At 62.9% G+C, this 21,436-nt stretch carries 22 protein-coding genes; 11 read left to right on the top strand and 11 right to left on the bottom strand.

What is annotated here, in order from left to right:
• Positions 1–46: 46 nt before the first annotated feature.
• Positions 47–931 carry a LysR substrate-binding domain-containing protein gene (locus NY023_RS20165; RefSeq protein WP_013973663.1) on the top strand — a complete coding sequence of 295 codons (885 nt, stop codon included), beginning with the start codon at positions 47–49 and terminating at the stop codon, positions 929–931.
• Between the two features lie 176 nt (positions 932–1,107).
• Here NY023_RS20165 and NY023_RS20170 read toward each other — a convergent pair whose 3' ends face one another.
• From NY023_RS20170 to NY023_RS20200, 7 genes are all read right to left on the bottom strand, one after another.
• Positions 1,108–2,526 (bottom strand): amino acid permease, encoded by a 1,419-nt coding sequence (locus NY023_RS20170; RefSeq protein WP_024087547.1) that lies wholly within the window; start codon positions 2,524–2,526, stop codon positions 1,108–1,110.
• 747 nt (positions 2,527–3,273) lie between these two features.
• Positions 3,274–4,695: a group II intron reverse transcriptase/maturase gene (ltrA, locus tag NY023_RS20175; protein WP_004575621.1), complete on the bottom strand. Its 1,422-nt coding sequence runs from the start codon at positions 4,693–4,695 to the stop codon at positions 3,274–3,276.
• 476 nt (positions 4,696–5,171) lie between these two features.
• Complete coding sequence (rluB, locus tag NY023_RS20180; protein WP_013973666.1) at positions 5,172–6,239, bottom strand: 23S rRNA pseudouridine(2605) synthase RluB; 1,068 nt, start codon at positions 6,237–6,239, stop codon at positions 5,172–5,174.
• A 274-nt stretch (positions 6,240–6,513) separates the two neighbouring features.
• Positions 6,514–7,284, bottom strand: a complete 771-nt coding sequence (gene scpB / locus NY023_RS20185) for an SMC-Scp complex subunit ScpB (RefSeq protein WP_013973667.1) — start codon at positions 7,282–7,284, stop codon at positions 6,514–6,516.
• A complete protein-coding gene (locus tag NY023_RS20190) occupies positions 7,271–7,996 on the bottom strand; it encodes a segregation and condensation protein A (RefSeq protein ID WP_162097115.1) in 726 nt (241 codons plus the stop codon). The genes scpB and NY023_RS20190 overlap by 14 nt, the downstream gene beginning before the upstream one ends.
• Before the next feature lie 125 nt (positions 7,997–8,121).
• Positions 8,122–8,751 carry an L-threonylcarbamoyladenylate synthase gene (locus tag NY023_RS20195; RefSeq protein WP_038408376.1) on the bottom strand — a complete coding sequence of 210 codons (630 nt, stop codon included), beginning with the start codon at positions 8,749–8,751 and terminating at the stop codon, positions 8,122–8,124.
• 13 nt (positions 8,752–8,764) lie between these two features.
• Positions 8,765–9,625 carry a PHP domain-containing protein gene (locus tag NY023_RS20200; protein WP_023661025.1) on the bottom strand — a complete coding sequence of 287 codons (861 nt, stop codon included), beginning with the start codon at positions 9,623–9,625 and terminating at the stop codon, positions 8,765–8,767.
• Between the two features lie 67 nt (positions 9,626–9,692).
• Between NY023_RS20200 and NY023_RS20205 the strand changes: the two genes are divergently transcribed.
• The 5 genes from NY023_RS20205 (at position 9,693) to NY023_RS20225 (ending at position 13,388) form a co-directional block, all read left to right on the top strand.
• Positions 9,693–10,286 carry a septation protein A gene (locus NY023_RS20205; protein ID WP_003259096.1) on the top strand — a complete coding sequence of 198 codons (594 nt, stop codon included), beginning with the start codon at positions 9,693–9,695 and terminating at the stop codon, positions 10,284–10,286.
• 1 nt (position 10,287) lies between these two features.
• Positions 10,288–10,587, top strand: coding sequence for a YciI family protein (locus tag NY023_RS20210; protein WP_013973672.1), 300 nt, complete (start codon positions 10,288–10,290; stop codon positions 10,585–10,587).
• 204 nt (positions 10,588–10,791) lie between these two features.
• Positions 10,792–11,469, top strand: a complete 678-nt coding sequence (locus NY023_RS20215; RefSeq protein ID WP_013973673.1) for a response regulator transcription factor — start codon at positions 10,792–10,794, stop codon at positions 11,467–11,469.
• 101 nt (positions 11,470–11,570) lie between these two features.
• Positions 11,571–11,987 carry a Spy/CpxP family protein refolding chaperone gene (locus NY023_RS20220; RefSeq protein ID WP_013973674.1) on the top strand — a complete coding sequence of 139 codons (417 nt, stop codon included), beginning with the start codon at positions 11,571–11,573 and terminating at the stop codon, positions 11,985–11,987.
• Between the two features lie 60 nt (positions 11,988–12,047).
• The gene (locus NY023_RS20225; protein WP_013973675.1) at positions 12,048–13,388 is read left to right on the top strand and encodes a sensor histidine kinase; all 1,341 of its coding nucleotides are present in this window, start codon (positions 12,048–12,050) and stop codon (positions 13,386–13,388) included.
• 148 nt (positions 13,389–13,536) lie between these two features.
• On the opposite strand, the gene NY023_RS20230 is transcribed toward NY023_RS20225, so the two are convergent.
• Positions 13,537–14,094, bottom strand: a complete 558-nt coding sequence (locus NY023_RS20230) for a nitroreductase family protein (protein WP_013973676.1) — start codon at positions 14,092–14,094, stop codon at positions 13,537–13,539.
• 102 nt (positions 14,095–14,196) lie between these two features.
• On the opposite strand from NY023_RS20230, the gene NY023_RS20235 reads away from it, so the two are divergent.
• Complete coding sequence (locus tag NY023_RS20235) at positions 14,197–15,651, top strand: TrkH family potassium uptake protein (RefSeq protein WP_013973677.1); 1,455 nt, start codon at positions 14,197–14,199, stop codon at positions 15,649–15,651.
• Here NY023_RS20235 and NY023_RS20240 read toward each other — a convergent pair.
• Positions 15,608–16,669 (bottom strand): AraC family transcriptional regulator, encoded by a 1,062-nt coding sequence (locus tag NY023_RS20240; RefSeq protein ID WP_023662138.1) that lies wholly within the window; start codon positions 16,667–16,669, stop codon positions 15,608–15,610. The genes NY023_RS20235 and NY023_RS20240 overlap by 44 nt on opposite strands.
• Positions 16,670–16,822: 153 nt before the next feature.
• On the opposite strand from NY023_RS20240, the gene NY023_RS20245 reads away from it, so the two are divergent.
• Entirely contained in the window at positions 16,823–17,134 is a 312-nt protein-coding gene (locus NY023_RS20245) for a DUF962 domain-containing protein (protein ID WP_013973679.1), read from the top strand.
• Positions 17,135–17,174: 40 nt separating this feature from the next.
• Here the strand turns inward: NY023_RS20245 and NY023_RS20250 are convergent, their stop codons facing one another.
• On the bottom strand, positions 17,175–17,987 hold the full coding sequence (locus tag NY023_RS20250) for a UDP-2,3-diacylglucosamine diphosphatase (protein WP_013973680.1): 813 nt from the start codon (positions 17,985–17,987) through the stop codon (positions 17,175–17,177).
• A gap of 131 nt (positions 17,988–18,118) precedes the next feature.
• Between NY023_RS20250 and NY023_RS20255 the strand changes: the two genes are divergently transcribed.
• The 3 genes from NY023_RS20255 to NY023_RS20265 all read left to right on the top strand — a co-directional run bounded on the left by NY023_RS20255 (position 18,119) and on the right by NY023_RS20265 (position 21,133).
• The gene (locus NY023_RS20255) at positions 18,119–18,892 is read left to right on the top strand and encodes a helix-turn-helix transcriptional regulator (RefSeq protein WP_013973681.1); all 774 of its coding nucleotides are present in this window, start codon (positions 18,119–18,121) and stop codon (positions 18,890–18,892) included.
• Positions 18,893–19,168: 276 nt separating this feature from the next.
• Complete coding sequence (locus NY023_RS20260; protein WP_013974673.1) at positions 19,169–20,122, top strand: IS110 family transposase; 954 nt, start codon at positions 19,169–19,171, stop codon at positions 20,120–20,122.
• A gap of 120 nt (positions 20,123–20,242) precedes the next feature.
• A complete protein-coding gene (locus tag NY023_RS20265; RefSeq protein WP_013973683.1) occupies positions 20,243–21,133 on the top strand; it encodes a DMT family transporter in 891 nt (296 codons plus the stop codon).
• 1 nt (position 21,134) lies between these two features.
• On the opposite strand, the gene NY023_RS20270 is transcribed toward NY023_RS20265, so the two are convergent.
• On the bottom strand, positions 21,135–21,416 hold the full coding sequence (locus tag NY023_RS20270; RefSeq protein ID WP_003259082.1) for a SelT/SelW/SelH family protein: 282 nt from the start codon (positions 21,414–21,416) through the stop codon (positions 21,135–21,137).
• Positions 21,417–21,436 lie beyond the last annotated feature (20 nt).

Below are 21,436 nucleotides of genomic sequence, written 5' to 3' on the forward strand. Positions count from 1 at the left end.
TTCAGGGGCAAACGGATAATCCTGCCGCTATTAATGACTTTTATGAATGAATTACCGCCATCTCACCCCGTCCATGTCGCTGCTACTGGCTTTCGAGGCTGCCGCCCGGCATGAAAGCTACACCCGAGCCGCCGCCGAGCTGTCGCTCACCCAGAGCGCGGTCAGCCGCCAGGTGCAGGCGCTGGAGCAGCAACTGGGCCTGACCCTGTTCCGCCGCGAGGGGCGCCAGGTGCAGCTGACCGATGTCGGCCGCCTGTACCAGCGCGAGCTCAGCGAGGCACTGGGGCGCATCCGCAGCGCCACCTTGCAGGCGTTGGCCTACCAGTCGGGGGTAGGCACCTTGCGCCTGGCCACCCTGCCCACCTTCGGTTCGAAATGGCTGCTGCCGCGGTTGCATGCCTTCTACAGCGCACACCCGGGCATGCTGGTGCACATACATTCACGCATCGAAGCCATCAACTTCGACACCAGCGAGATCGATGCCGCCATCGGCGTGGCCAGCCACGACCTGCCGGGGTTGATCTGCCATCGCCTGCATGCCGAGGAACTGGTGGTGATATTGCCGCCTGAGGCTGGTGCGGACAGCCAAGGCTGGAGCCCTGCACGCATCAGTGAAGAGGTGCTGCTGAATGTGGCCAACAACCCGCATGCCTGGGGCGAGTGGTTCTCGCACCATGGCCTGGCGCACCGGGCGATGCGCCTGGGGCCGAGCTTCGAGCTGACCTCGCACCTGATCCAGGCGGTACGGGCCGGGATCGGCATCGGGCTGGTGCCGCGCATACTGGTGGAGGAAGAACTGGCCAAGGGTGAGCTCTACAGCCCAGGGGTGGCATTTGCCAGCCAGCGCAGTTATTACCTGATCTACCCGCCGCGCAATGAGGCATTGCCGTCGCTGCGGGCGTTTCGCAGTTGGTTGCTGGAGCAGATCTGATTTTTGCCTGTGCCGGCCTCTTCGCGGGTAAACCCGCTCCCACAGGTATAGCGCTGCTTTCAGATCAGGTGATGTCCCTGTGGGAGCGGGTTTACCCGCGAAGGGGCCGGTACAGGCAATAAAAAACCCGAAGCCAGTTCCTGACTTCGGGTTATTTGCACGCTACCTGCAGCGCCTTACCTGGCCACGCTACCAGCAGCCCCAAGGGCCTGCGCCTTGCGACGCGGCTTGACCATGTAGACCACGAACATGGCAAACAGCCACACCGGGATCGCATACACGGAAACCTGGATACCCGGGATCATCGCCATGATGCCCAGGATCAGCACCACGAACGCCAGGCAGATGTAGTTGCCATAGGGGTACCACAGCGCCTTGAACAGCGGCTTCTGGCCAGTGCGGTCCAGGTGCTGGCGGAACTTCAGGTGCGAGTAACTGATCATCGCCCAGTTGATCACCAGGGTAGCCACCACCAGCGACATCAGCAGTTCCAGGGCGTTTTGCGGCATCAGGTAGTTGAGCAGCACCGCGATCAGCGTCACGCCTGCCGACGCCAGGATCGAGCGCACCGGCACACCGCGGCTGTCGACCTTGGCCAGCGACGCCGGAGCGTCACCTTGTTCGGCCATGCCCAGCAGCATGCGGGCGTTGCAGTAGGTGCCACTGTTGTACACCGACAGCGCTGCAGTCAGGACCACGAAGTTCAGCAGGTGCGCGGCCACGTCACTGCCCAGCAGCGAGAACACCTGCACGAACGGGCTGCTGCCATAGCTGCCACCGGAGGCATCGATACTGGCTACCAGGTTGTCCCATGGGGTCAGCGACAGCAGCACCACCAGGGCACCAACATAGAAGATCAGGATACGGTAGATGACCTGGTTGATTGCCTTGGGGATCACGGTCTTCGGCTTGTCGGCCTCGGCAGCGGTGAAGCCAAGCATTTCCAGGCCACCGAAGGAGAACATGATGAACGCCAGGGCCATCACCAGCCCGCTGACACCGTTCGGGAAGAAGCCACCGTGCGACCACAGGTTGGCCACGGTTGCCTCGGGGCCGCCGCTGCCGCTGGTCAGCAGGTAGGCACCCAGGCCGATCATGCTGACGATGGCCACCACCTTGATGATGGCAAACCAGAATTCGGCCTCACCGAAGAACTTCACGTTCATCAGGTTGATGGCGTTGATCAGCACGAAGAACGCTGCCGCCGTAACCCAGGTGGGGATCTCCGGCCACCAGTAGTGGACATACTTGCCGACCGCCGAAAGCTCCGACATGCCCACCAGGATGTACAGCACCCAGCAGTTCCAGCCCGACAGGAAGCCGGCGAAACCACCCCAGTAGGTGTGGGCGAAATGGCTGAACGAGCCGGCCACCGGCTCTTCGACGATCATTTCGCCGAGCTGGCGCATGATCATGAAGGCGATGAAGCCGCAGATGGCGTAGCCAAGGATCATCGACGGGCCAGCGGATTTCATCACGCCTGCCGAGCCGAGGAACAGGCCGGTACCAATCGCACCACCGAGGGCGATCAACTGGATATGGCGGTTCTTCAGGCCCCGCTTGAGCTCGCCTGAATGCATGTTTTGTCCACTCATGAACGAAGTCACCTGCATTGTTTTTATCTGTGACGGAATCGGACCCACCGCGCTCGTGGCGCAGCGGAATGGGCAAGGTGGTTACCTTGGGTTTCCTGACCTCAGGTGCCGCCGGAGCGGGTCAACCAGGCGTGATCAAGAGTGCGCGGTACGCAAAGGAGTCACAGGTAAAACGCGGCGCACTGTATACCCCTGCAAACGCGCAGGCGTCAACGCGTTGCATCCTTTCCTCGGGAAAAAACGCAGCGATCCTGTGGTGTGGGCCTTGAAAGGCGAAGTGATCGGCGTACATGGCGCCTCCATTTGTTGTTTTGTCAGCCCGGCTCTGTGGACAGGCTTTTGCACACGGCAATGGCGGCTATAACACCGTGGGGCGGGGCTTTGGGCAAGGGTGGGCGGGGCTTTGTCGGCTGTTTTGACGGTGAGCCGGCGGCAAGGTTTGTTTACACGATTCGACCTAATCTGAAATCCGGGCTGAAACCGACCACATTCGTACAATTTTCTTTACAAGGTGGTTCAGGAACTTGCCAGTCGTCCGAAAAATTCTTTTTGTTCAGTATCTTGGGTCCGCTTTGCGGCCCTTTCGCGACACAAGGCCGCTCCCACAGGTGACGCGTTTTCTGTGGGAGCGGCCTTGTGTCGCGATGGGCTGCGCAGCAGCCCCAAATTCTCACAGATCGAGTAGGAGGCGGCTTCACAGCCGCCGTCCTCTCACACCACCGTGCGTACGGTTCCGTACACGGCGGTTCAGGTTATGCGGCTAAGCCGGTTAATTGTATCCAGTATCGAGACCAGTCCGAGTCTATCCCATAGTTTCTTCGGTAGCGCCTGATTCACATGAGATGCCCCCGAATTCCACCACGGGCCTCGGCCATTGAAGGCCGATTTATAGGCACGTTCCTCGCCCAAGCCCAAGCGCATCAGGTTGCGCGCCCTCGTTGAGGGCCGTTTCCATTGGCGCCAGATGACGCAGCGAAGTTTGTGCCTGACCCAGCCGTCCAATTTCTCAAGCGGGCGTTTGCTCTGGCTGAGCTTGAAATAGCCAGCCCAGCCTCGCAGGACAGGGTTGATTCGCTCGATGACAGTCGCCACTTTGCGGGCCCTTACACTGCGCAGCAATATTCTGAGTCGGTCGCGTAAGCGCCCCAGGCTCATCGTTGCCACGCGCAGTCTTGGTTGCTGGTGCCTGCTCATCCCGTAGCCCAAATAGTCACACTTCCAGGCCTCTGCCACTTGGCTCTTCTTCCGGTTCACCGTCAATTTCAAACGATGGCACAGGAAGCGCTCGATGCTGGCCAACACCCGCTCGCCTGCCCGAGGACTGCGAACATAGATGCTCGCATCATCGGCGTAGCGTACGAAGCGATGACCCCGTCGCTCCAACTCGCGGTCGAGTTCATCCAGGAGGATGTTCGACAGCAACGGCGAGAGCGGGCCGCCTTGCGGCGTCCCCTCCTGCCGCGGACTGACGATACCGCCCGACATGACACCGGCTTCGAGATAGCGACGTATCAGCCTGAGCACGCCCTTGTCTCCGATACGGCGCTCGATACAAGCCATGAGGATGTCGTGGTTGACCCGATCGAAGAACTTCTCCAGGTCGAGTTCCACGCACCAGCGATACCCCGACGCCACATGAGCGCGGGCCATCTCGACAGCTTGGTGAGCGCTTCTGCCCGGACGGAAGCCGTAGCTGTAGTCCGAAAACAGCGGATCGAAGATTGGCGTAAGCTGTTGCTGCAGGGCTTGCTGGATCAGGCGATCTACGACGCTGGGGATTCCCAGTTGCCGTGTGCCGCCCTGCGGCTTGGGAATTTCAACCGCTCGCACTGCTTGAGGATGGTATTCACCGGCCATCAACCTGGCCTTGAGTGTTGGCCAATACTGTTTCACGTGGCCCGCCAAGTCGGCCACCGTCATGCCATCGGCACCCGGCGCCCCCTTGTTGCTGACTACGCGTTGATACGCACGCCTGAGGTTGGCCGGTGCAAGCACCCGCTCCATCAGCGTGCCCGACTCCGCGCTCGTCCACGCCACTGACGCCATCGATACCTTTGCACTGTCAGGCATCATCCTCGGCTTCTGGCCGGGACTCAGGATGATAGTTTCCGCTGTGGGAAATTTCTGCATTACGGCTACCAACGAGACAGTGACGCCTACTGGCGGCATAACCTGTTCGGCCCTTGGTAGCGTGGTTAACCGCCACTTACTACGGCCTCGGCTGACTTCTGCACGCCCATCCCGTCGCCTCTCGACGCTCGGTAGCACAAAGGCAGGTGTGCAGATCTCCCAGGGTAATTCGCGTGACCTTCCTGCTTATGCCTGTCGGATTTACGTCACAGCGTTCCGTACAAGTATTGGGCTTCGACGATTTGGGCCGCCTTACCCCGCTGTGCCGCCTCTATCCGCTTCCTGTTCGTCAGGCCAGCATTTTGCCTCGGGCTTCCTTCAGATTCGCAGTCACCCGCGACACCCTTGCCTCTGGCTAACACTTCCCCTTGCCGGGTGTGTAGAGGACTTCCACCTCCAAGTCACCCGCCTGGTCACCACAACCAAGCGGGTTGCGCTGACGCGCAACGCGCCATGCCTGGCGCACCCATAAAAAACCAGCCCGAAGGCTGGTTCTGTTTCAACGCAAAGGCCAATCAGCCACGCGGTTTGCCGCGGCCACGGCCTGCCGGCTTGTCACCTTCAGGCTTGGCCGGACGCTTGCGCATCTCGCTCGGGCGTTCGGCCACGGTGCTGCCACGGCCGGTCTTGCGCGGGGCCTCTTCACGCGCCTGGCGCGCCGGGCGTTCGCCGGCAGCAGCACCTTCGTGGGCCGGGCGCAGGCTGCGCACGCGCTCGCCACGGCCCAGCGGGCGGGTCGATTTGCGCTGCAGGCGCTCCATCTTGTCCTTGGCCTTGAGCTTCATGGCTGGCAGCGCCACCGGCTGCAGGCCTACCTCTGCGGCGAGGATGTCGATTTCGCCCTGGGTCATTTCACGCCAGCGGCCCATCGGCAGGTCGGAGTTGAGGAACACCGGGCCGAAACGCACGCGCTTCAGGCGGCTGACCACCATGCCCTGGGACTCCCACAGGCGACGCACTTCACGGTTACGGCCTTCCATCACCACGCAGTGGTACCAGTGGTTGAAGCCTTCACCACCGGGCGCCTTCTGGATGTCGGTGAACTTGGCCGGGCCATCTTCCAGCATCACGCCGGCCTTCAGGCGCTCGATCATCTCGTCGTCGACCTCACCACGCACACGTACCGCGTACTCACGGTCCATCTCGTAGGACGGGTGCATCAGGCGGTTGGCCAGTTCACCGTCGGTGGTGAACAGCAGCAGGCCGGTGGTGTTGATGTCGAGGCGGCCGATGTTGATCCAGCGGCCTTCTTTCGGCCGTGGCAGGCGGTCGAACACGGTCGGGCGGCCTTCCGGGTCGTCACGGGTGCAGATCTCGCCATCGGGCTTGTTGTACATGATCACCCGGCGGGTGGCCTCGGCGGCCTCTTCGCGCTTGATCAGCTTGCCATCCACGGCAATGGCGTCGTGCAGGTCGACGCGCTGGCCGAGGGTGGCCTCGACGCCGTTGACCTTGATGCGGCCCTGGCTGATCCAGGCCTCGACGTCACGGCGCGAGCCAACGCCAATGCGCGCCAGCACTTTCTGCAGCTTTTCGCCGGATGGAGGGGTGATCTCGGTATCTTGCAGGTCTTGCTCACTCATCTGGGCACCTCCCGGTGTAGGAATGAAATAAGGGTTCTGGCGACGAACGCGCCAAAAGGCCGCGCATCATACGCGGTTCGGCGGGGGAACGCACTGGAGGGTAGAGGGTTTTGTGGGCTTTGCGAGGGGTTTCTGCCTAATGGTTATGTATTGGCAGTACCGGCCTCTTCGCGGGTAAACCCGCTCCCACAGGTACCGCATCACTCTCAGGGCCTGTGATATCCCTGTGGGAGCGGGTTTACCCGCGAAAGGGCCAGCACAGACAACAGAAGATTCAAGGCTGCACCTTGCCCTCTTCTTCAACAGCAGCCTCAGGCTCTTCCTCGCGCAAATCATCGAAATCGGTCTTCAGCCCCTCTTCCATGGCATCCAGCTCCACCAGCAGGCTACGGAAGCTGGTCTCCTCCTTCGGCTCGGCAACCTCTTCCTCTTCCCCAAGGCTGGCATCCGCCAATGCCTGCAGGTGCGCCGGCACTGGCGCATCATCCGGGTCGAGCAGCGGCTCCGGCTCCATCTCCCGCAGCTCGGCCAAGGCTGGCAGTTCGTCCAGGCTCTTGAGGTTGAAATGGTCGAGAAACCCCTTGGTAGTGGCGAACATCGCCGGCCGCCCGGGCACTTCGCGGTAGCCGACCACGCGGATCCACTCGCGCTCCATCAGGGTCTTGATGATGTTGCTGTTCACCGCCACGCCGCGCACATCTTCGATTTCGCCACGGGTGATAGGCTGGCGGTAGGCGATCAGGGCCAGGGTTTCCAGCAGCGCGCGCGAGTAGCGCTGCGGGCGCTCTTCCCACAGGCGCCCGACCCACGGCGCAAAGTCCTCGCGAATCTGCAGGCGGTAACCGCTGGCCACCTCCTTGAGCTCGAAGGCGCGGCCGTTGCACGACTTGCCCAGCAGCTCCAGCGCCTGCCTGAAGACCTTGGGCTCTGGTCGCTCGGCTTCCTCGAACAGTTCGTACAGGCGCTCCAGGGATTGCGGCTTGCCCGAAGCCAGCAGGAAAGCTTCGATCAGCGACGCCAGGTCGCGGGGTTCATTCAGGTTCATCAGGGTCTTCAACAAGCGCCGGGCGAAGCCGCACGTGGATGGCGGCGAAGGGTTCATTCTGCACCAGTTCGATCAGCGATTCCTTCACCAGCTCGAGAATCGCCATGAAGGTCACCACCACGCCCAGCTTGCCCTCCTCGGCGGCGAACAGCTCGACGAACGGCACGAAACCGCCACCCTTCAGGCGTTCCAGCACCTGGCTCATGCGCTCGCGGGTGGACAAGGTCTCGCGGGTGATCTGATGGCTTTCGAACAGGTCGTTGCGGCGCATCACCTCGGCCATCGACACCAGCAGCTCTTCCAGGCTGACCTGGGGCAACAGCTTGCGCACCTTGGCCTGTGGCGCCTCCAGGCGCGGCACCACCACCTCGCGGCCGACCCGTGGCAATTCATCGATACCTTCGGCGGCAGCCTTGAAGCGCTCGTACTCCTGCAGCCGGCGAATCAGTTCGGCGCGCGGGTCACCCTCCTCCTCCTCGACCTCGGCCGAGCGCGGCAGCAACATGCGCGACTTGATTTCGGCGAGCATGGCAGCCATCACCAGGTATTCGGCGGCCAGTTCCAGGCGCACGCTCTTCATCAGCTCCACGTAGCCCATGTACTGGCGGGTGATTTCCGCCACCGGGATGTCGAGGATGTCGATGTTCTGCTTGCGGATCAGGTACAGCAACAGGTCCAGCGGGCCTTCGAAGGCTTCGAGGATGATTTCCAGGGCGTCCGGCGGGATATACAGGTCCAGTGGCAGCTCGGTCAGTGCTTCCCCATAGACCAGGGCCAGCTGCAGCTGCCGAGGCGTTTCGGCCTGTTCGGCCGGTGCCTCGGGCGTTTCCACCTGGCTCACGCGTTGACCAGGAACGGCGTGGGGTCGCCGCAGCCTTCACGGACCAGTTCCGGTTCATCGCCGGACAGGTCGATGATGGTCGATGCCTTGAGGTCACCGAAACCGCCGTCGATCACAAGGTCGACATGGTGCTCCAGGCGCTCGCGGATCTCGTAAGGGTCGGTCATCGGCTCGGTGTCGCCTGGCAGGATCAGGCTCACACTCATCAACGGCTCGCCCAGTTCGGCCAGCAAGGCCAGGGTAATGGCATGGGCCGGCACCCGTAGCCCGATGGTGCGCCGCTTATCGTGCAACAGCAGGCGCGGCACTTCGCGCGTGCCGTTGAGGATGAACGTGTAAGGCCCCGGCACATGTGCCTTGAGCAGCCGGAAGGTGCCGGTGTCGACCTTGGCGTACAACCCCAGCTGCGACATGTCGCAGCACATCAGGGTGAAGTTGTGGGTCTTGTCCAGCCCGCGCAGGCGCCGCACCCGTTCGATGGCCGCCTTGTCACCCATCTGGCAACCCAGTGCATAGGCCGAATCCGTCGGGTACACCACCACACCGCCCTTGCGGATAATCTCGACAGCCTGCTTGATCAGGCGCTGCTGCGGGTTCTCCGGATGAATCTGGAAAAATTGGCTCACGTAGTCGTCCTGTTCATACCGCCAAAGGCTGTTCATGGCTGAATCGGCGCCACAGAGGTGGCAGGTCCTCGGGCAAAGGCCGGTAGGCACCGATCTCGCCCCAGGTGCCGGGGCCGTGGAAGTCACTGCCAGCGCTTGCCAGCAGGCCGAACTCACGGGTAAGGATGGACATGGTGCCCACCTGCTCGGCAGGCATCATCCCGTTGACCACTTCAAGCGCCTGCCCGCCTGCCTGAATATAGTCGGCAATCAGCCTTCTGCGCTTGCTGCGGGTCAGATCGTAGTGCATGGGATGCGCCAGGCTCACCCATGCATTGGACTGGCGCAAAGTGGCGACGGTTTCATCGAGGGTCGGCCAGTGCTGCTTGACGTCCCCCAGCTTGCCGGCGCCAAGCCATTTGCGAAACGCCTCGCCGCGATCCTTGACGTGCCCGGCACGCACCAGGTACTCGGCAAAATGCGGGCGCGCCGGGGCGTTGCCGCTATCGCCCAGTTCGTGCTGCACGGCGCGAGCGCCGTCGAGGGTACCGGGCATGCCCTTGGCCGCCAGCCGTTTGTCGATTTCTTCGGCGCGCAGCCAGCGGCCACGGTGCAGCGCTTCGATCGCCGCCAGCAGGGGCGGTGCGTCGAGCGGGAAGTCATAGCCCAGCACATGGATGGTCGCGCCACCCCAGGTGCACGACAGCTCCACCCCGCTGACCCAGTGCATGCCCTTGTCGCGGCACGCCTGGCGCGCCTCGGGCAGGCCTTCGATGGTGTCATGGTCGGTCAGTGCCAGCGTTTGCACCCCATGCTCATGGGCCCGGGCGACCAGTATCGAGGGCGACAGGGCGCCGTCGGAGGCCGTGCTGTGACAGTGCAGATCAACATTCATGGAGGAGCGCTTTCGCTGGAATCGATGTTTGTTATTATGCCGTCACATCCCGATTCTGGCTGCCATTGTGAAACAATTCATCGATTTCATCCCGCTGCTGCTGTTCTTCATCGTCTACAAGCTCGACCCGCGCCCCATGGAAGTCGCCGGCCACAGCTTCGAATTCGGCGGCATCTACAGTGCCACGGCCATGCTGATCATCAGCTCGCTGGTGGTCTACGGCGCGCTGTTCCTGCGCCAGCGCAAGCTGGAAAAGGGCCAGTGGCTCACCCTGGTGGCCTGCCTGGTGTTCGGCGGCCTGACCCTGACCTTCCACAGCGAAACCTTCCTCAAGTGGAAGGCACCGGTGGTGAACTGGCTGTTCGCCCTGGGCTTCGCCGGTAGCCACTTCATCGGCGACCGGGTGCTGATCAAGCGCATCATGGGCCACGCCCTGAGCCTGCCCGATGCCATCTGGACCCGCCTGAACCTGGCCTGGATCGGCTTCTTCCTGTTCTGTGGCGCGGCCAACCTGTTCGTCGCCTTCACCTTCCAGGACTTCTGGGTCGACTTCAAGGTGTTCGGCAGCCTGGGCATGACCGTGATGTTCCTGGTAGCGCAGGGCGTGTACCTGTCGCGCCACCTGCACGACGACCCTTCTACCTCCAAACCCAAGGATTGACATGCTCTACGCCATCATCGCCAGCGACGTCGCAAACTCCCTGGAAAAGCGCCTGGCTGCCCGCCCGGCGCACATCGAACGCCTGCAGCAACTGAAGGCCGAGGGCCGCGTGGTACTGGCCGGCCCGCACCCGGCCATCGACAGCAACGACCCGGGCGAAGCGGGTTTCAGCGGTAGCCTGATCGTTGCCGAGTTCGACTCCCTCGCCGCGGCGCAAGCCTGGGCCGATGCCGACCCTTACATTGCCGCGGGCGTGTACGAAAAGGTGGCGGTCAAGCCGTTCAAGCAAGTGCTGCCTTGATCTGAGACCGCATGGGCTTCTTCGCGGGTAAACCCGCTCCTACAGGCGCAGTGCAAGCTTGAAGCCTGCGCCGTCCCTGTGGGAGCGGGTTTACCCGCGAAGAAGGCCACGCGGTACCGGCAGTTATACTGTTGCCATCAGTCTGCGGTATCTTTGCCACTGGCGGGCCGAATAGTCGCCGTCAATGGTTGAATTGAGTGAGTCATGAGCGAGCTGTTACTGATAGATGATGACCAGGAGCTGTGCGAGCTGCTCGGCAGCTGGCTGACCCAGGAAGGGTTTACCGTGCGCGCCTGCCACGATGGCCAGAGCGCACGCCAGGCCTTGGCCACACATGCCCCGGCGGCCGTGGTGCTGGACGTGATGCTGCCCGACGGCAGTGGCCTGGAACTGCTCAAGCAGTTACGCAGCGAGCATGCCGAACTGCCGGTACTGATGCTCTCGGCCCGCGGCGAGCCGCTGGACCGTATCCTTGGCTTGGAACTGGGCGCCGACGACTACCTGGCCAAACCTTGCGACCCGCGTGAACTCACCGCTCGCCTGCGTGCCGTGCTGCGCCGCAGCCACCCCACCGCCACCACCAGCCAGGTGGAGCTGGGCGACCTGGTCTATAGCCCTGCCCGTGGCGTGGCCAGCATCGATGGCCGTGAAATGACCCTGACCCTGTCCGAAAGCCGCATTCTCGAAGCGCTGCTGCGCCAACCCGGCGAGCCGCTGGACAAGCAGGAACTGGCGCAGATCAGCCTGGGCCGCAAGCTGACCCTGTACGACCGCAGCCTGGACATGCACGTCAGCAACCTGCGCAAGAAGATCGGCCCCCACGCCGATGGCCGGCCACGCATCGTCGCCCTGCGCAGCCGTGGCTATTACTACTGCCTCTGAACATCTTTACCGAGCCTTTACCATCCGCTGACCGCGCTTGACGGTGATCTCCCTAGACTGTGCTCATCCGGTAACCACCGGCCCATGAAAGGAGAGACACCATGCGCAAGACCCTTATCGCCCTGATGTTCGCCGCCGCCCTGCCGACCGTGGCCATGGCCATGCCTGAAGGCGGCATGCGCCACGATGGCCCACATCATCGCGGTGATGCGCCTTTCCACCAGCTGGACCTGAGCCGTGACCAGCGCCAGCAGATCGGCAAGCTGATGGGCGAGCAGATGAAACAGCGCCGCGACATTACCGAGCGCTACCTGTCCAAACTGCCGGCCGCCGACCAGAAGGCGATGAAGGACGAACTGCAGGCCAACCGCGACAAGACCGACAGCGCGGTCCGCGCCCTGCTCAAGCCCGAGCAGCAGAAGAAGTTCGACGAACTGCAGAAGGAACGCGCCGCACAGAAAGCCGAGTGGCAGGAGTTCCAGGCCTGGAAAGCTGAAAAAGGCAACAAGGCCCAGTAAGCTGTCCGCCCGATGCCCGGCCCGCCTCAGTGCGAGCCGGGCTTTTCTTGTTAGCAGGAGGTGCACTTGCGTTCACTGTTCTGGCGCATCCTGGCCAGTTTCTGGCTGGCCATCACCCTGGTTGCGGGCCTGTCAATCCTGCTGGGCCACATGCTCAACCAGGACGCCTGGATCCTCAGCCGCCACCCGGGCCTGAATACCCTGGCCAGCAAGTGGGCCAAGCATTACGAACAGGAAGGCCTGGCTTCGGCACAGCATTTTTTGGAACGGCGCAAGGACCGCTACAAGATCGACGTGCAGGTGCTCGACGACAGTGGCGAAGCCGTGGTGCCCGGCACCTTCCCGCGCCGTGCGGCGGCCTTCGAGGCACGCCAGCACAATGACCAGCGGCACCTGCCGTGGCGCCGGTTGACCGAGGAATACACCAGCCCCGACACCGGCCAGACGTACCTGCTGATCTACCGCATCCCCCACCCGGCGCTGGATGCCTGGCACCGCGAAAGCCTGCTGTGGCCGCTCAGTGCGCTGGGCATTGCCCTGGTGGTGCTGACCCTGTTCAGCCTGCTGGTGACCCTGTCCATTACCCGCCCGCTCAGCCGTCTGCGCAGCGCCGTGCACGACCTGGGCCAGACCACTTACCAGCAGAACAGCCTGGCGCAGCTGGCGGCGCGACGTGACGAATTCGGCGTACTGGCCAAGGACTTCAACAAGATGGGCGCGCGCCTGCAAAGCACCATCGGCAGCCAGCGCCAGTTGCTGCGCGATGTGTCCCATGAATTGCGTTCACCGCTGGCCAGGCTGCGTATCGCCCTGGCCTTGGCCGAGCGCGCCGAGCCTGAGCAACGTGAAGCGCTGTGGCCACGCCTGACCCGCGAATGCGACCGCCTGGAAGACCTGATCAGCGAAATTCTCGCCCTGGCACGGGTCGATGCCGAACAGGCCCATGCCGAGCCGGTGGACCTTAACGCCCTGCTCGGCAGCGTGCGCAAGGATGCCCAGCTCAGCGCACCGGAGCAGGATGTGCGCCTGGAGGCTCAGCCGGGGTTGACCTTGCAAGGTTGGCCAACGCTGATCGAGCGTGCCGTGGACAACCTGCTGCGCAACGCCCTGCGCTTCAACCCGCAGGGCCAGCCGATCGAAGTCAGCGCCGTGCGCGAGCAGGACCGTATCCTGATCAGCGTGCGTGACCATGGGCCGGGGGCGGCGTCGGAGCACCTTGCACAGTTGGGGGAACCGTTCTTCCGTGCGCCGGGGCAGGAAGCGCCGGGGCATGGGCTGGGGTTGGCGATTGCACGCAAGGCGGCGGAGCGCCATGGTGGCAGCCTGGTACTGGAGAACCATCCACAGGGGGGCTTCGTGGCGCGGCTGGAGTTGCCTGTGACTGAAGCGACAGGCAGTTGATTTGATGTAAATGCATCCGGCCTCTTCGCGGGTAAACCCGCTCCCACAGGTAACCGTGCAAGGCCTGAAACTTGCGCCACACCTGTGGGAGCGGGTTTACCCGCGAAAGGGCCGGATGCCTTGATACTGCAATCAGCTCAAGGCTGCGTTACTCGCCCCAGGCACTGACGAAATCAGCAGTTTCCAGAATCGGCGCGGTGCGCGGCTCGGTCAGCGGCGTACCCACATACAGGTAACCGATCAGCTCCTCGTTCGCGGCCAGCCCCAGGCCCTTGTGCACATGGGCATCGAAAGCCATGTCCCCGGTGCGCCATACCGCACCGATACCTTGCGCATGCGCCGCAATCAGGATGCCGTGCGCGGCACAGCCCGCCGCCAGCCGCTGTTCGGACTTGGGCACCTTGAAGTGGTCCTGCAGCTTGGCAATCACCACGATCAGCAACGGCGCCCGCAGGGGCATGGCGCGGGCCTTGTCCAGGGCTGCCTGGGTGGCATCCCCCTTGTGCTGCAGCGCTTCGGCGAACAGCTCACCCAGCTTCTCGCGGCCCTGGCCTTCGATGGTGAGAAAGCGCCACGGCCGCAGCTGGCCGTGGTCCGGGGCGCGCAGGGCGGCCTGGAACAGCGCCTCGCGCTGGGCGGCATTGGGCGCCGGGTCGGTCAGGCGTGGCACGGAAACACGGTTGAGCAATGCGTCGAGAGCCTCCATCGGCTACCCTCCTGGCAGGTAAATGTGCGGCCATTCTAGCGTTTACATCACCAGACCCATAGGTAGAATGGCGCCCTTCCGTTTAGAGTCAGAGCAGATCACATGGCGTTGCCGACCTTAAGGATCATTGGTTTCATCATCGGCATCTTCCTGATTACCCTCGCCGTCAGCATGGCCGTGCCCATGGCGACCCTGGTGATCTTCGAACGCACCCGTGACATGCCGTCGTTCCTCTGGTCGAGCCTGATCACCTTCATTGCCGGCCTGGCCCTGGTGCTTCAGGGTCGCCCCGAGCATGTGCACCTGCGCCCGCGCGACATGTACCTGCTGACCGTCAGCAGCTGGCTGGTGGTGTGCGTGTTCGCCGCCCTGCCTTTCCTGCTGACCCAGCACATCAGCTACACCGACGCCTTCTTCGAAAGCATGTCGGGCATCACCGCCACCGGCGCCACGGTGCTCAGCGGGCTGGACAACATGTCACCGGGCATCCTGATGTGGCGGTCGATGCTGCACTGGCTCGGCGGCATCGGCTTCATCGGCATGGCGGTAGCGATCCTGCCGCTGCTGCGCATCGGTGGCATGCGCCTGTTCCAGACCGAATCGTCCGACCGTTCGGAGAAGGTAATGCCGCGCTCGCACATGGTCGCCAAGTCGATCGTGGGGGTATACGTCGGCTTCTCGATCCTGGGCGCGCTGGGCTTCTGGTGGGCCGGCATGAGCCCGTTCGATGCGATCAACCACGCCATGTCGGCGATTTCCACTGGCGGGTTTTCCACCTCCGACCAGTCGCTTGCCAAGTGGGATATCCCGGCCGTGCACTGGGTCGCGGTGGTGGTAATGATCCTCGGCAGCCTGCCCTTCACCCTTTACGTGGCGACCCTGCGCGGCAACCGCAAGGCACTGATCCGCGACCAGCAGGTGCAGGGTTTGCTGGGCATGCTGGTGGTTACCTGGCTGGTGCTCGGCACCTGGTACTGGGCCACCACCAACCTGCACTGGCTCGACGCCCTGCGCCACGTGGCGCTGAACGTGACCTCGGTGGTCACCACCACCGGCTTCGCCCTGGGTGACTACAGCCTGTGGGGCAACTTCTCGCTGATGCTGTTCTTTTACCTGGGCTTCGTCGGCGGCTGCTCCGGCTCGACGGCTGGTGGTATCAAGATCTTCCGCTTCCAGGTCGCCTACATCCTGCTCAAGGCCAGCCTCAATCAGCTGATCCACCCACGCGCGGTGATCAAGCAGAAGTACAACGGCCACCGCCTCGACGAAGAAATCGTGCGCTCGATCCTGACCTTCTCGTTCTTCTTCGCCATCACCATCTGCGTCATGGCGCTGCTGCTGTCTTTGCTTGGTGTGGACTGGATGACCGCCCTGACCGGCGCTGCGGGTACGGTTTCGGGTGTGGGGCCGGGCCTGGGTGAAGTGATCGGCCCATCGGGCAACTACGCCACGCTGCCGGATGCTGCCAAGTGGATTCTCGCCAGCGGCATGTTGCTCGGCCGATTGGAAATCATCACCGTGCTAGTGTTGTGCATGCCGGCGTTCTGGCGCCACTGACCACCTCGGGCTCGGCGCCCAGGCGGGCGCGGTACTCGCTGGGCGTGACATGGAACCAGCGGCGAAACGCACGGTAGAAATTGCTGGGGTCGGCAAAACCCAGCAGGTAGGCGGTTTCCAGCAGGGTCATGCCCGGCTGCGCCAGGTACTGTTCGGCCAGTTCGCGGCGGGTGTCGTCAAGCAAGGTCTGGAAGCTGGTGCCCTCCTCCTGCAGCCGCCGCTGCAAGGTGCGCTGCGACAGGTGCAGGGCCTGGGCCAGGGTTTCGCGCTTGGGCTCGCCCTGCGGCAGGATGCGGCACAATACCTGGCGCACCCGGTGGGTGACCCGGCTTTCCGAGAAACGCGCCAGGTATTCGCCGGCAAAACGGTCATGCAGTATCGCCATGGCTTCATTGGCGGTGGGCAGCGGTGCCTCCATGTCGGCGCGCTCGAACACCAACGCATCGTGCGGCGCACCGAACACCAGCGGCGAATGGAACGCCACCTTGTAGGGTTCGATATTCTTTGGCTGCGGCCCCTGTACCAGCACCCGGCGCGGTTGCACCGGCCGACCGCTGAGCCAGCTGCACAGCGCCAGCGCACAGGCCAGCGATGCTTCGGCGCTGTGCCGGGTCGGTGGCAGGTGGTCGCCGTGTACGGTCAGGATCAGCGAATAGCCCTCGGGGCCGAGGACGAAGCTGAGGTCGGAGCTTTCGGCAATGATGCGCTGGTAACGCACCAGGCGCTCGAAGCCTTCGGCCAGGGTGCGGCTGGACATCAACGCATAACCCACCACATGGAACGATGCCGGGCGCACCACCCGCGCCATGTTCAGGCCTATGGCCTCGTTGCCCGACAGCTCTACCGCCAGTTGCCACAGCCGGGTCATGGAGTCCTGGGGGAAGCGCGCGTCGGGGTCGTCGAGGGCAGCGAAATCCAGCCCCAGCTGCTTGAACATGGCCCGGCAGTCCAGCCCTTCCAGTTCGAGTGCCTTCACGATCCCTGATGCCCAGCTGGCTGACGTGGTTCTTTCGCTCATGACAGGCTTCTTATGCTGACCGCTCCTGCGGTGAACCCCAAGGATATTCAATTGGCGCCTATTGTCACTGATAGGCTTCGCCAGTCACTCTAGACTCGAATCAGGCTCCACGCCGTGCATCTTGTCCAGAAGTGTTAATCCCGGAGCACAGCCATGAACCGCACAGCGCAGTTTCGCAGTTTTGCCGAGTTCTATCCTTACTACCTGGGGGAACACAGCAACCCCACCTGCCGCCGCCTGCACTTCGTCGGCACCAGCCTGGTGATTGCCCTGCTGGCCTACACCATCGGCAGTGGCAAATGGTTGCTGCTGCTGGCCTTGCCGGTATTCGGCTACGGCTTTGCCTGGGTCGGGCATTTCTTTTTCGAAAGGAACCGACCTGCGACCTTTACCCATCCGCTGTACAGCCTGATCGGGGATTTCGTGATGTTCAGGGATATCCTTCTGGGCAAGATCAGCCTGTAGATCTTTTGGGGCTGCTTTGCAGCCCCTGGGCTATCAAGCCCTACGCCGGTTCGCGCAACGCCGCTGCTGCCTTCACCTCTCGCGCCTGTGCTTCCGCCAGCCGATAAAGCTCGATCGTGCCATCCCAATGCTCGATCAGCGCCGTGCACGACTCCACCCAATCCCCGCAATTGAGGTACTCCACCTCCCCCACCTGGCGAATCTCGGCATGGTGGATATGCCCGCACACCACCCCATGAAAACCGCGGCGGGTGCACTCGTGGGCAATGGCATCTTCGAAGTCGCTGATGAAGTTCACCGCGCCTTTGACCTTGTGCTTCAGGTACGCCGACAGCGACCAATAGCCGTATCCATAGCGGGCACGCCAGTGGTTGAGCCAGCGGTTGAGCACCAGGGTGAACTCGTAGGCACGGTCACCGAGGAACGCCAGCCAGCGGTGGTAGCGGGTAATCACGTCGAACTGGTCGCCATGGATCACCAGCAGGCGGCGGCCATCGGCGGTCAGGTGCTCGGCCTCGTCCACCAGCTGGATGTTGCCGAGGATCAGCCTGGAGTAACGGCGCAGGAATTCGTCATGGTTGCCGGTGACGTAGATCACTTCGGTGCCACGCTTGCTCATGGTCAGCAGGCGGCGAATCACGTTGGTGTGGGCTTGAGGCCAGTAGATACCACCGCGCAGCTTCCAGCCATCGATGATATCGCCCACCAGGTAGATACGGTCGGCCTGGTAGCCCTTGAGGAACTGCGACAGGTGTTCGGCCTGGCAGTCGCGGGTGCCCAGATGCACATCGGAAATCCACAGAGTACGCACGCGTTGCTTGCGCGAGGGACGTGACAGTTCGGCATGGGTCATGGGCAGGCTCCGGCGCAGTTTGCTGGAGACTGGCAGGCGCGGATGACAGATCGGTGGCAAAACCGTTACGAGTGATGGACCGCGGGGAATGAGGCACAATGCGCCTCTGCTCTGCGAGGACGCCTCTCCCCATGACCGCCGGCCCGATCCTCTCGCTGCGCCATTACCGCGACAGCCTGATCGCCCACAGCCACGAACACCCACAACTGGTGTTCGGCCTGCGCGGTCGCCTGGACTTCGAGGTGCAGGGGCATGGCGCAGGGATCGATCGACAGGGGTTGATCGTGGTACCGGCGGGCGCCCATCACACCTGCGCCAGCGATGGCGGCAGCGATTGCCTGGTGCTGGATGTACCAGGGGACCATTGGTTGCGCGAGCAACTGGGCGAACATGCAGATGCCAGCCGCCGCCTGCTCGACCGCCCCGCCGCACTGGGCCTGGATGAGCGCCAGCAACAGTTGGTGGACTGGCTGGCGACCAGCCCCATGCACGACCCGCTGATTGCCCGACAAGGGGCAGCGCTGCTGCTGGCCAGCCTCAACCCCACGGCGGCCGCCAGCGTCACAACCAGCCAGCGCCTGCCCTATGCCGCCTTCGATGCACATATCGAGCGGCATGCCGCCTACCCGCTGCAAGTGGCTGACCTGGCGCGCATCGCCGGGTTGTCCAGTGCCCGCCTGCATGCGCGCTTTACTGCGGAATGCGGGATGACGCCGATGGACTACATTCGCCAGCGGCGCTTGCTCAAGGCGCGACGGCTGGTGATGCAGACCTTGCTACCGATGGGAGAGATTGCGGCGCAGGTGGGGTACAGCTCGCAGAGTGCGTTTTCGGCGGCGATGTTGCGGGCGTTCGGGTGTACGCCGTTGGCTTTGCGGCGAGAGTCTGGCGACAAACCACACTAGCCTTGCGACAGAATGCATTCTCCTGAGCCTATACACTTGGCCTGTGCCGGCCCTTTCGCGGGTAAACCCGCTTGTATGGTTAGACTTGAAGGGGTGGTGGGACTAAATGCCCGATTCTGACTGTTCACAGCAGTACAGACCGTGGGAGACATCGCCCCACCCCTTCCACCAAAGCGCCGATAAAGAATGCATCGTTTGCAAGCGACGATAGAAACAAGCCAGCGCCTCTTGGTGAAACCCCTTCAAGCCGAAAAACCATAACGTGAGGAGCGGCCCATGGCAATGCAGGTAGGTAAGTTGATCGTGGGTGCGGATGTCGCGAAAGCTGAGCTGGTTATCCACCACGATGATCGCGACGAGATCATCAGGCTCAAAAACTCCAAACTCGAGATCAGAAGGTGGCTCAAGCAACAACCCCTCAACACCGCTATCGCTGTTGAGGCGACCAACGTCTATCACTTGGACCTGGTTGAATTGGCCCACAGCCTAGGCTTCGAGGTCTATGTCATCGATGGTTTTCAATTGAGCAACTACCGGAAGAGTGTTGGGGGACGGGTTAAAACCGACCCCTCCGATGCTCGGTTGCTGTCCCGTTTTTTAAAAAATGAAGGCGAGGACCTTCGCCCTTGGAGCCCGCCTCCCGCTGTCTACGGCAAGCTTCAGAGCCTCTTGCGACGCAGAGCCGCCTTGGTGACTGCTCGTACTGCAATGACTCAGAGCTGGGCTAACGAAAGCCTTTTGAAAGCCGCCTTCGAAACTTTTGTGAAGTCGATAGATCGGCTGGATCAGTTGATTCAAAAGAAGATTAAAGAAGTACTGCGAGACGCTGGGCTGCAGGAACAAGTCGCTCGCTGCCAGGCAGTAGAGGGCATTGGTTTTCTCACCGCCGCAGCATTGGTGATGGCTTTTACAAGGGGCGAGTTCAAAAGCAGTGACTCGTACATTGCATTCCTAGGAATGGATTTACGAGTCAGTGATTCCGGACAGAAGAATGGGCGACGTCGCCTCACCAAGCGAGGTTGTTCAGAAATTCGTCGCTTATTGCACAACGCTGCGATGGCGGCCAGCAGATCGGCAGCCTGGAAAGGGCTTTACGAACAGCATCGGAGCAGTGGTAAAGCAACAACCCAAGCGTTGGTAATCCTGGCAAGAAAGCTCGCGCGGGTGGCATTCGCCCTGATGAAAAATCAGGGCGAATACGTCACTAAAGGCGCGAAACTGGCTTGCTGAAAACCATAGAATCTCCCACAGGTACTGCGCAGGCTTCGAAAGCGGTGCAGTAGCTGTGGGAGCGGGTTTACCCGCGAAGAGGCCGACACAGCCAGTAGAGATCTTGAGCAAGGACCACCCATGAACCACCGCACCGCCCTCGGCGCCCTGCACATCGGCGCGCTGTTCTTCGGCCTCACCGGCGTCTTCGGCAAACTGGCCGCCAGCGCCAGCCCGGTGATCATCGTCTTCGGCCGCGCCGCCTTCGCCGTGCTCGCCCTGGCCCTGTTCGCCAGCCTGGCCGGCCCGGGCTGGCAACGCCTGAGCGGCCAGGACGCCCGCCGCCTGCTGCTCGGTGGCGTGCTGCTGGCCGGCCACTGGGTCAGCTTCTTCATCGCGGTAAAGGTTGCCGGTGTGGCCATCGCCACCCTCGGCTTCGCCAGCTTCCCGGCCTTTACCGTGATCCTCGAGGGCCTGCTGTTCCGCGAACGCATCCGCCGCAATGAGGCTTTGCTGGTACTGCTGGTCAGCATCGGCCTGGTACTGGTCACGCCGGCATTCGACCTGGCGAGTGAAGCCACCGGTGGCCTGCTCTGGTCATTGCTGTCGGGGCTGCTGTTCTCCCTGCTGTCACTCACCAACCGCGCCGGCTCCGGCCGCCTGCCTGCAGTGCAGGCGGCGCTGTGGCAGAACCTGGTGGTGGGCCTGTGCCTGCTGCCGTTCGCGGTGCCGGACCTGGCCGGCGTAGCCACCATGGACTGGCTGTGGATCGCCCTGCTCGGCATCTTCTGCACCGGCGTGGCGCACAGCCTGTTCGTCGCCAGCCTGTCGGTGATCAAGGCGCGCACCGCCGCCGTGGTGTTCGGCATGGAACCGGTCTACGGCATCGCCGTGGCCTGGGTGGTGTTCGCCGAAACCCCCACCCTGCGCATGCTGCTGGGCGGTGCACTGATCATCTTCGCCATCGTGCTTTCCAGCCGCCTGGCCGCCGAACAACCGCCCAGGCAGCGGCCACTGGCCGAAAGCGCCTGACTCAGCGGTCGTTGTGACCCAGGTCACGCTGCGGGTCGATCTGGTCGCGCACCCGCTGCTTCAGCACCTTGGCTTCGGGGAAGCCACCGTCGGCTTTGCGCTCCCAGATCTGCACGCCATTGCAGGTAATGCGGAAGATACCGCCGGTGCCAGGCTCCAGGGCCACTCGGCCGAGGTCGTCGGCAAAGGTGCTGAGCAGTTCCTGGGCCAGCCAGGCGGCCCTCAGCAGCCATTGGCACTGGGTGCAATACGTGATGACAATTTCCGGTTTGCTGTCGGCCATGGTGAGGCATCTCCAGATGA

Origin of the sequence: Pseudomonas sp. NBB, from assembly GCF_032701105.1 — a bacterium.
Classification (GTDB): Bacteria; Pseudomonadota; Gammaproteobacteria; order Pseudomonadales; family Pseudomonadaceae; genus Aquipseudomonas; species Aquipseudomonas asiatica.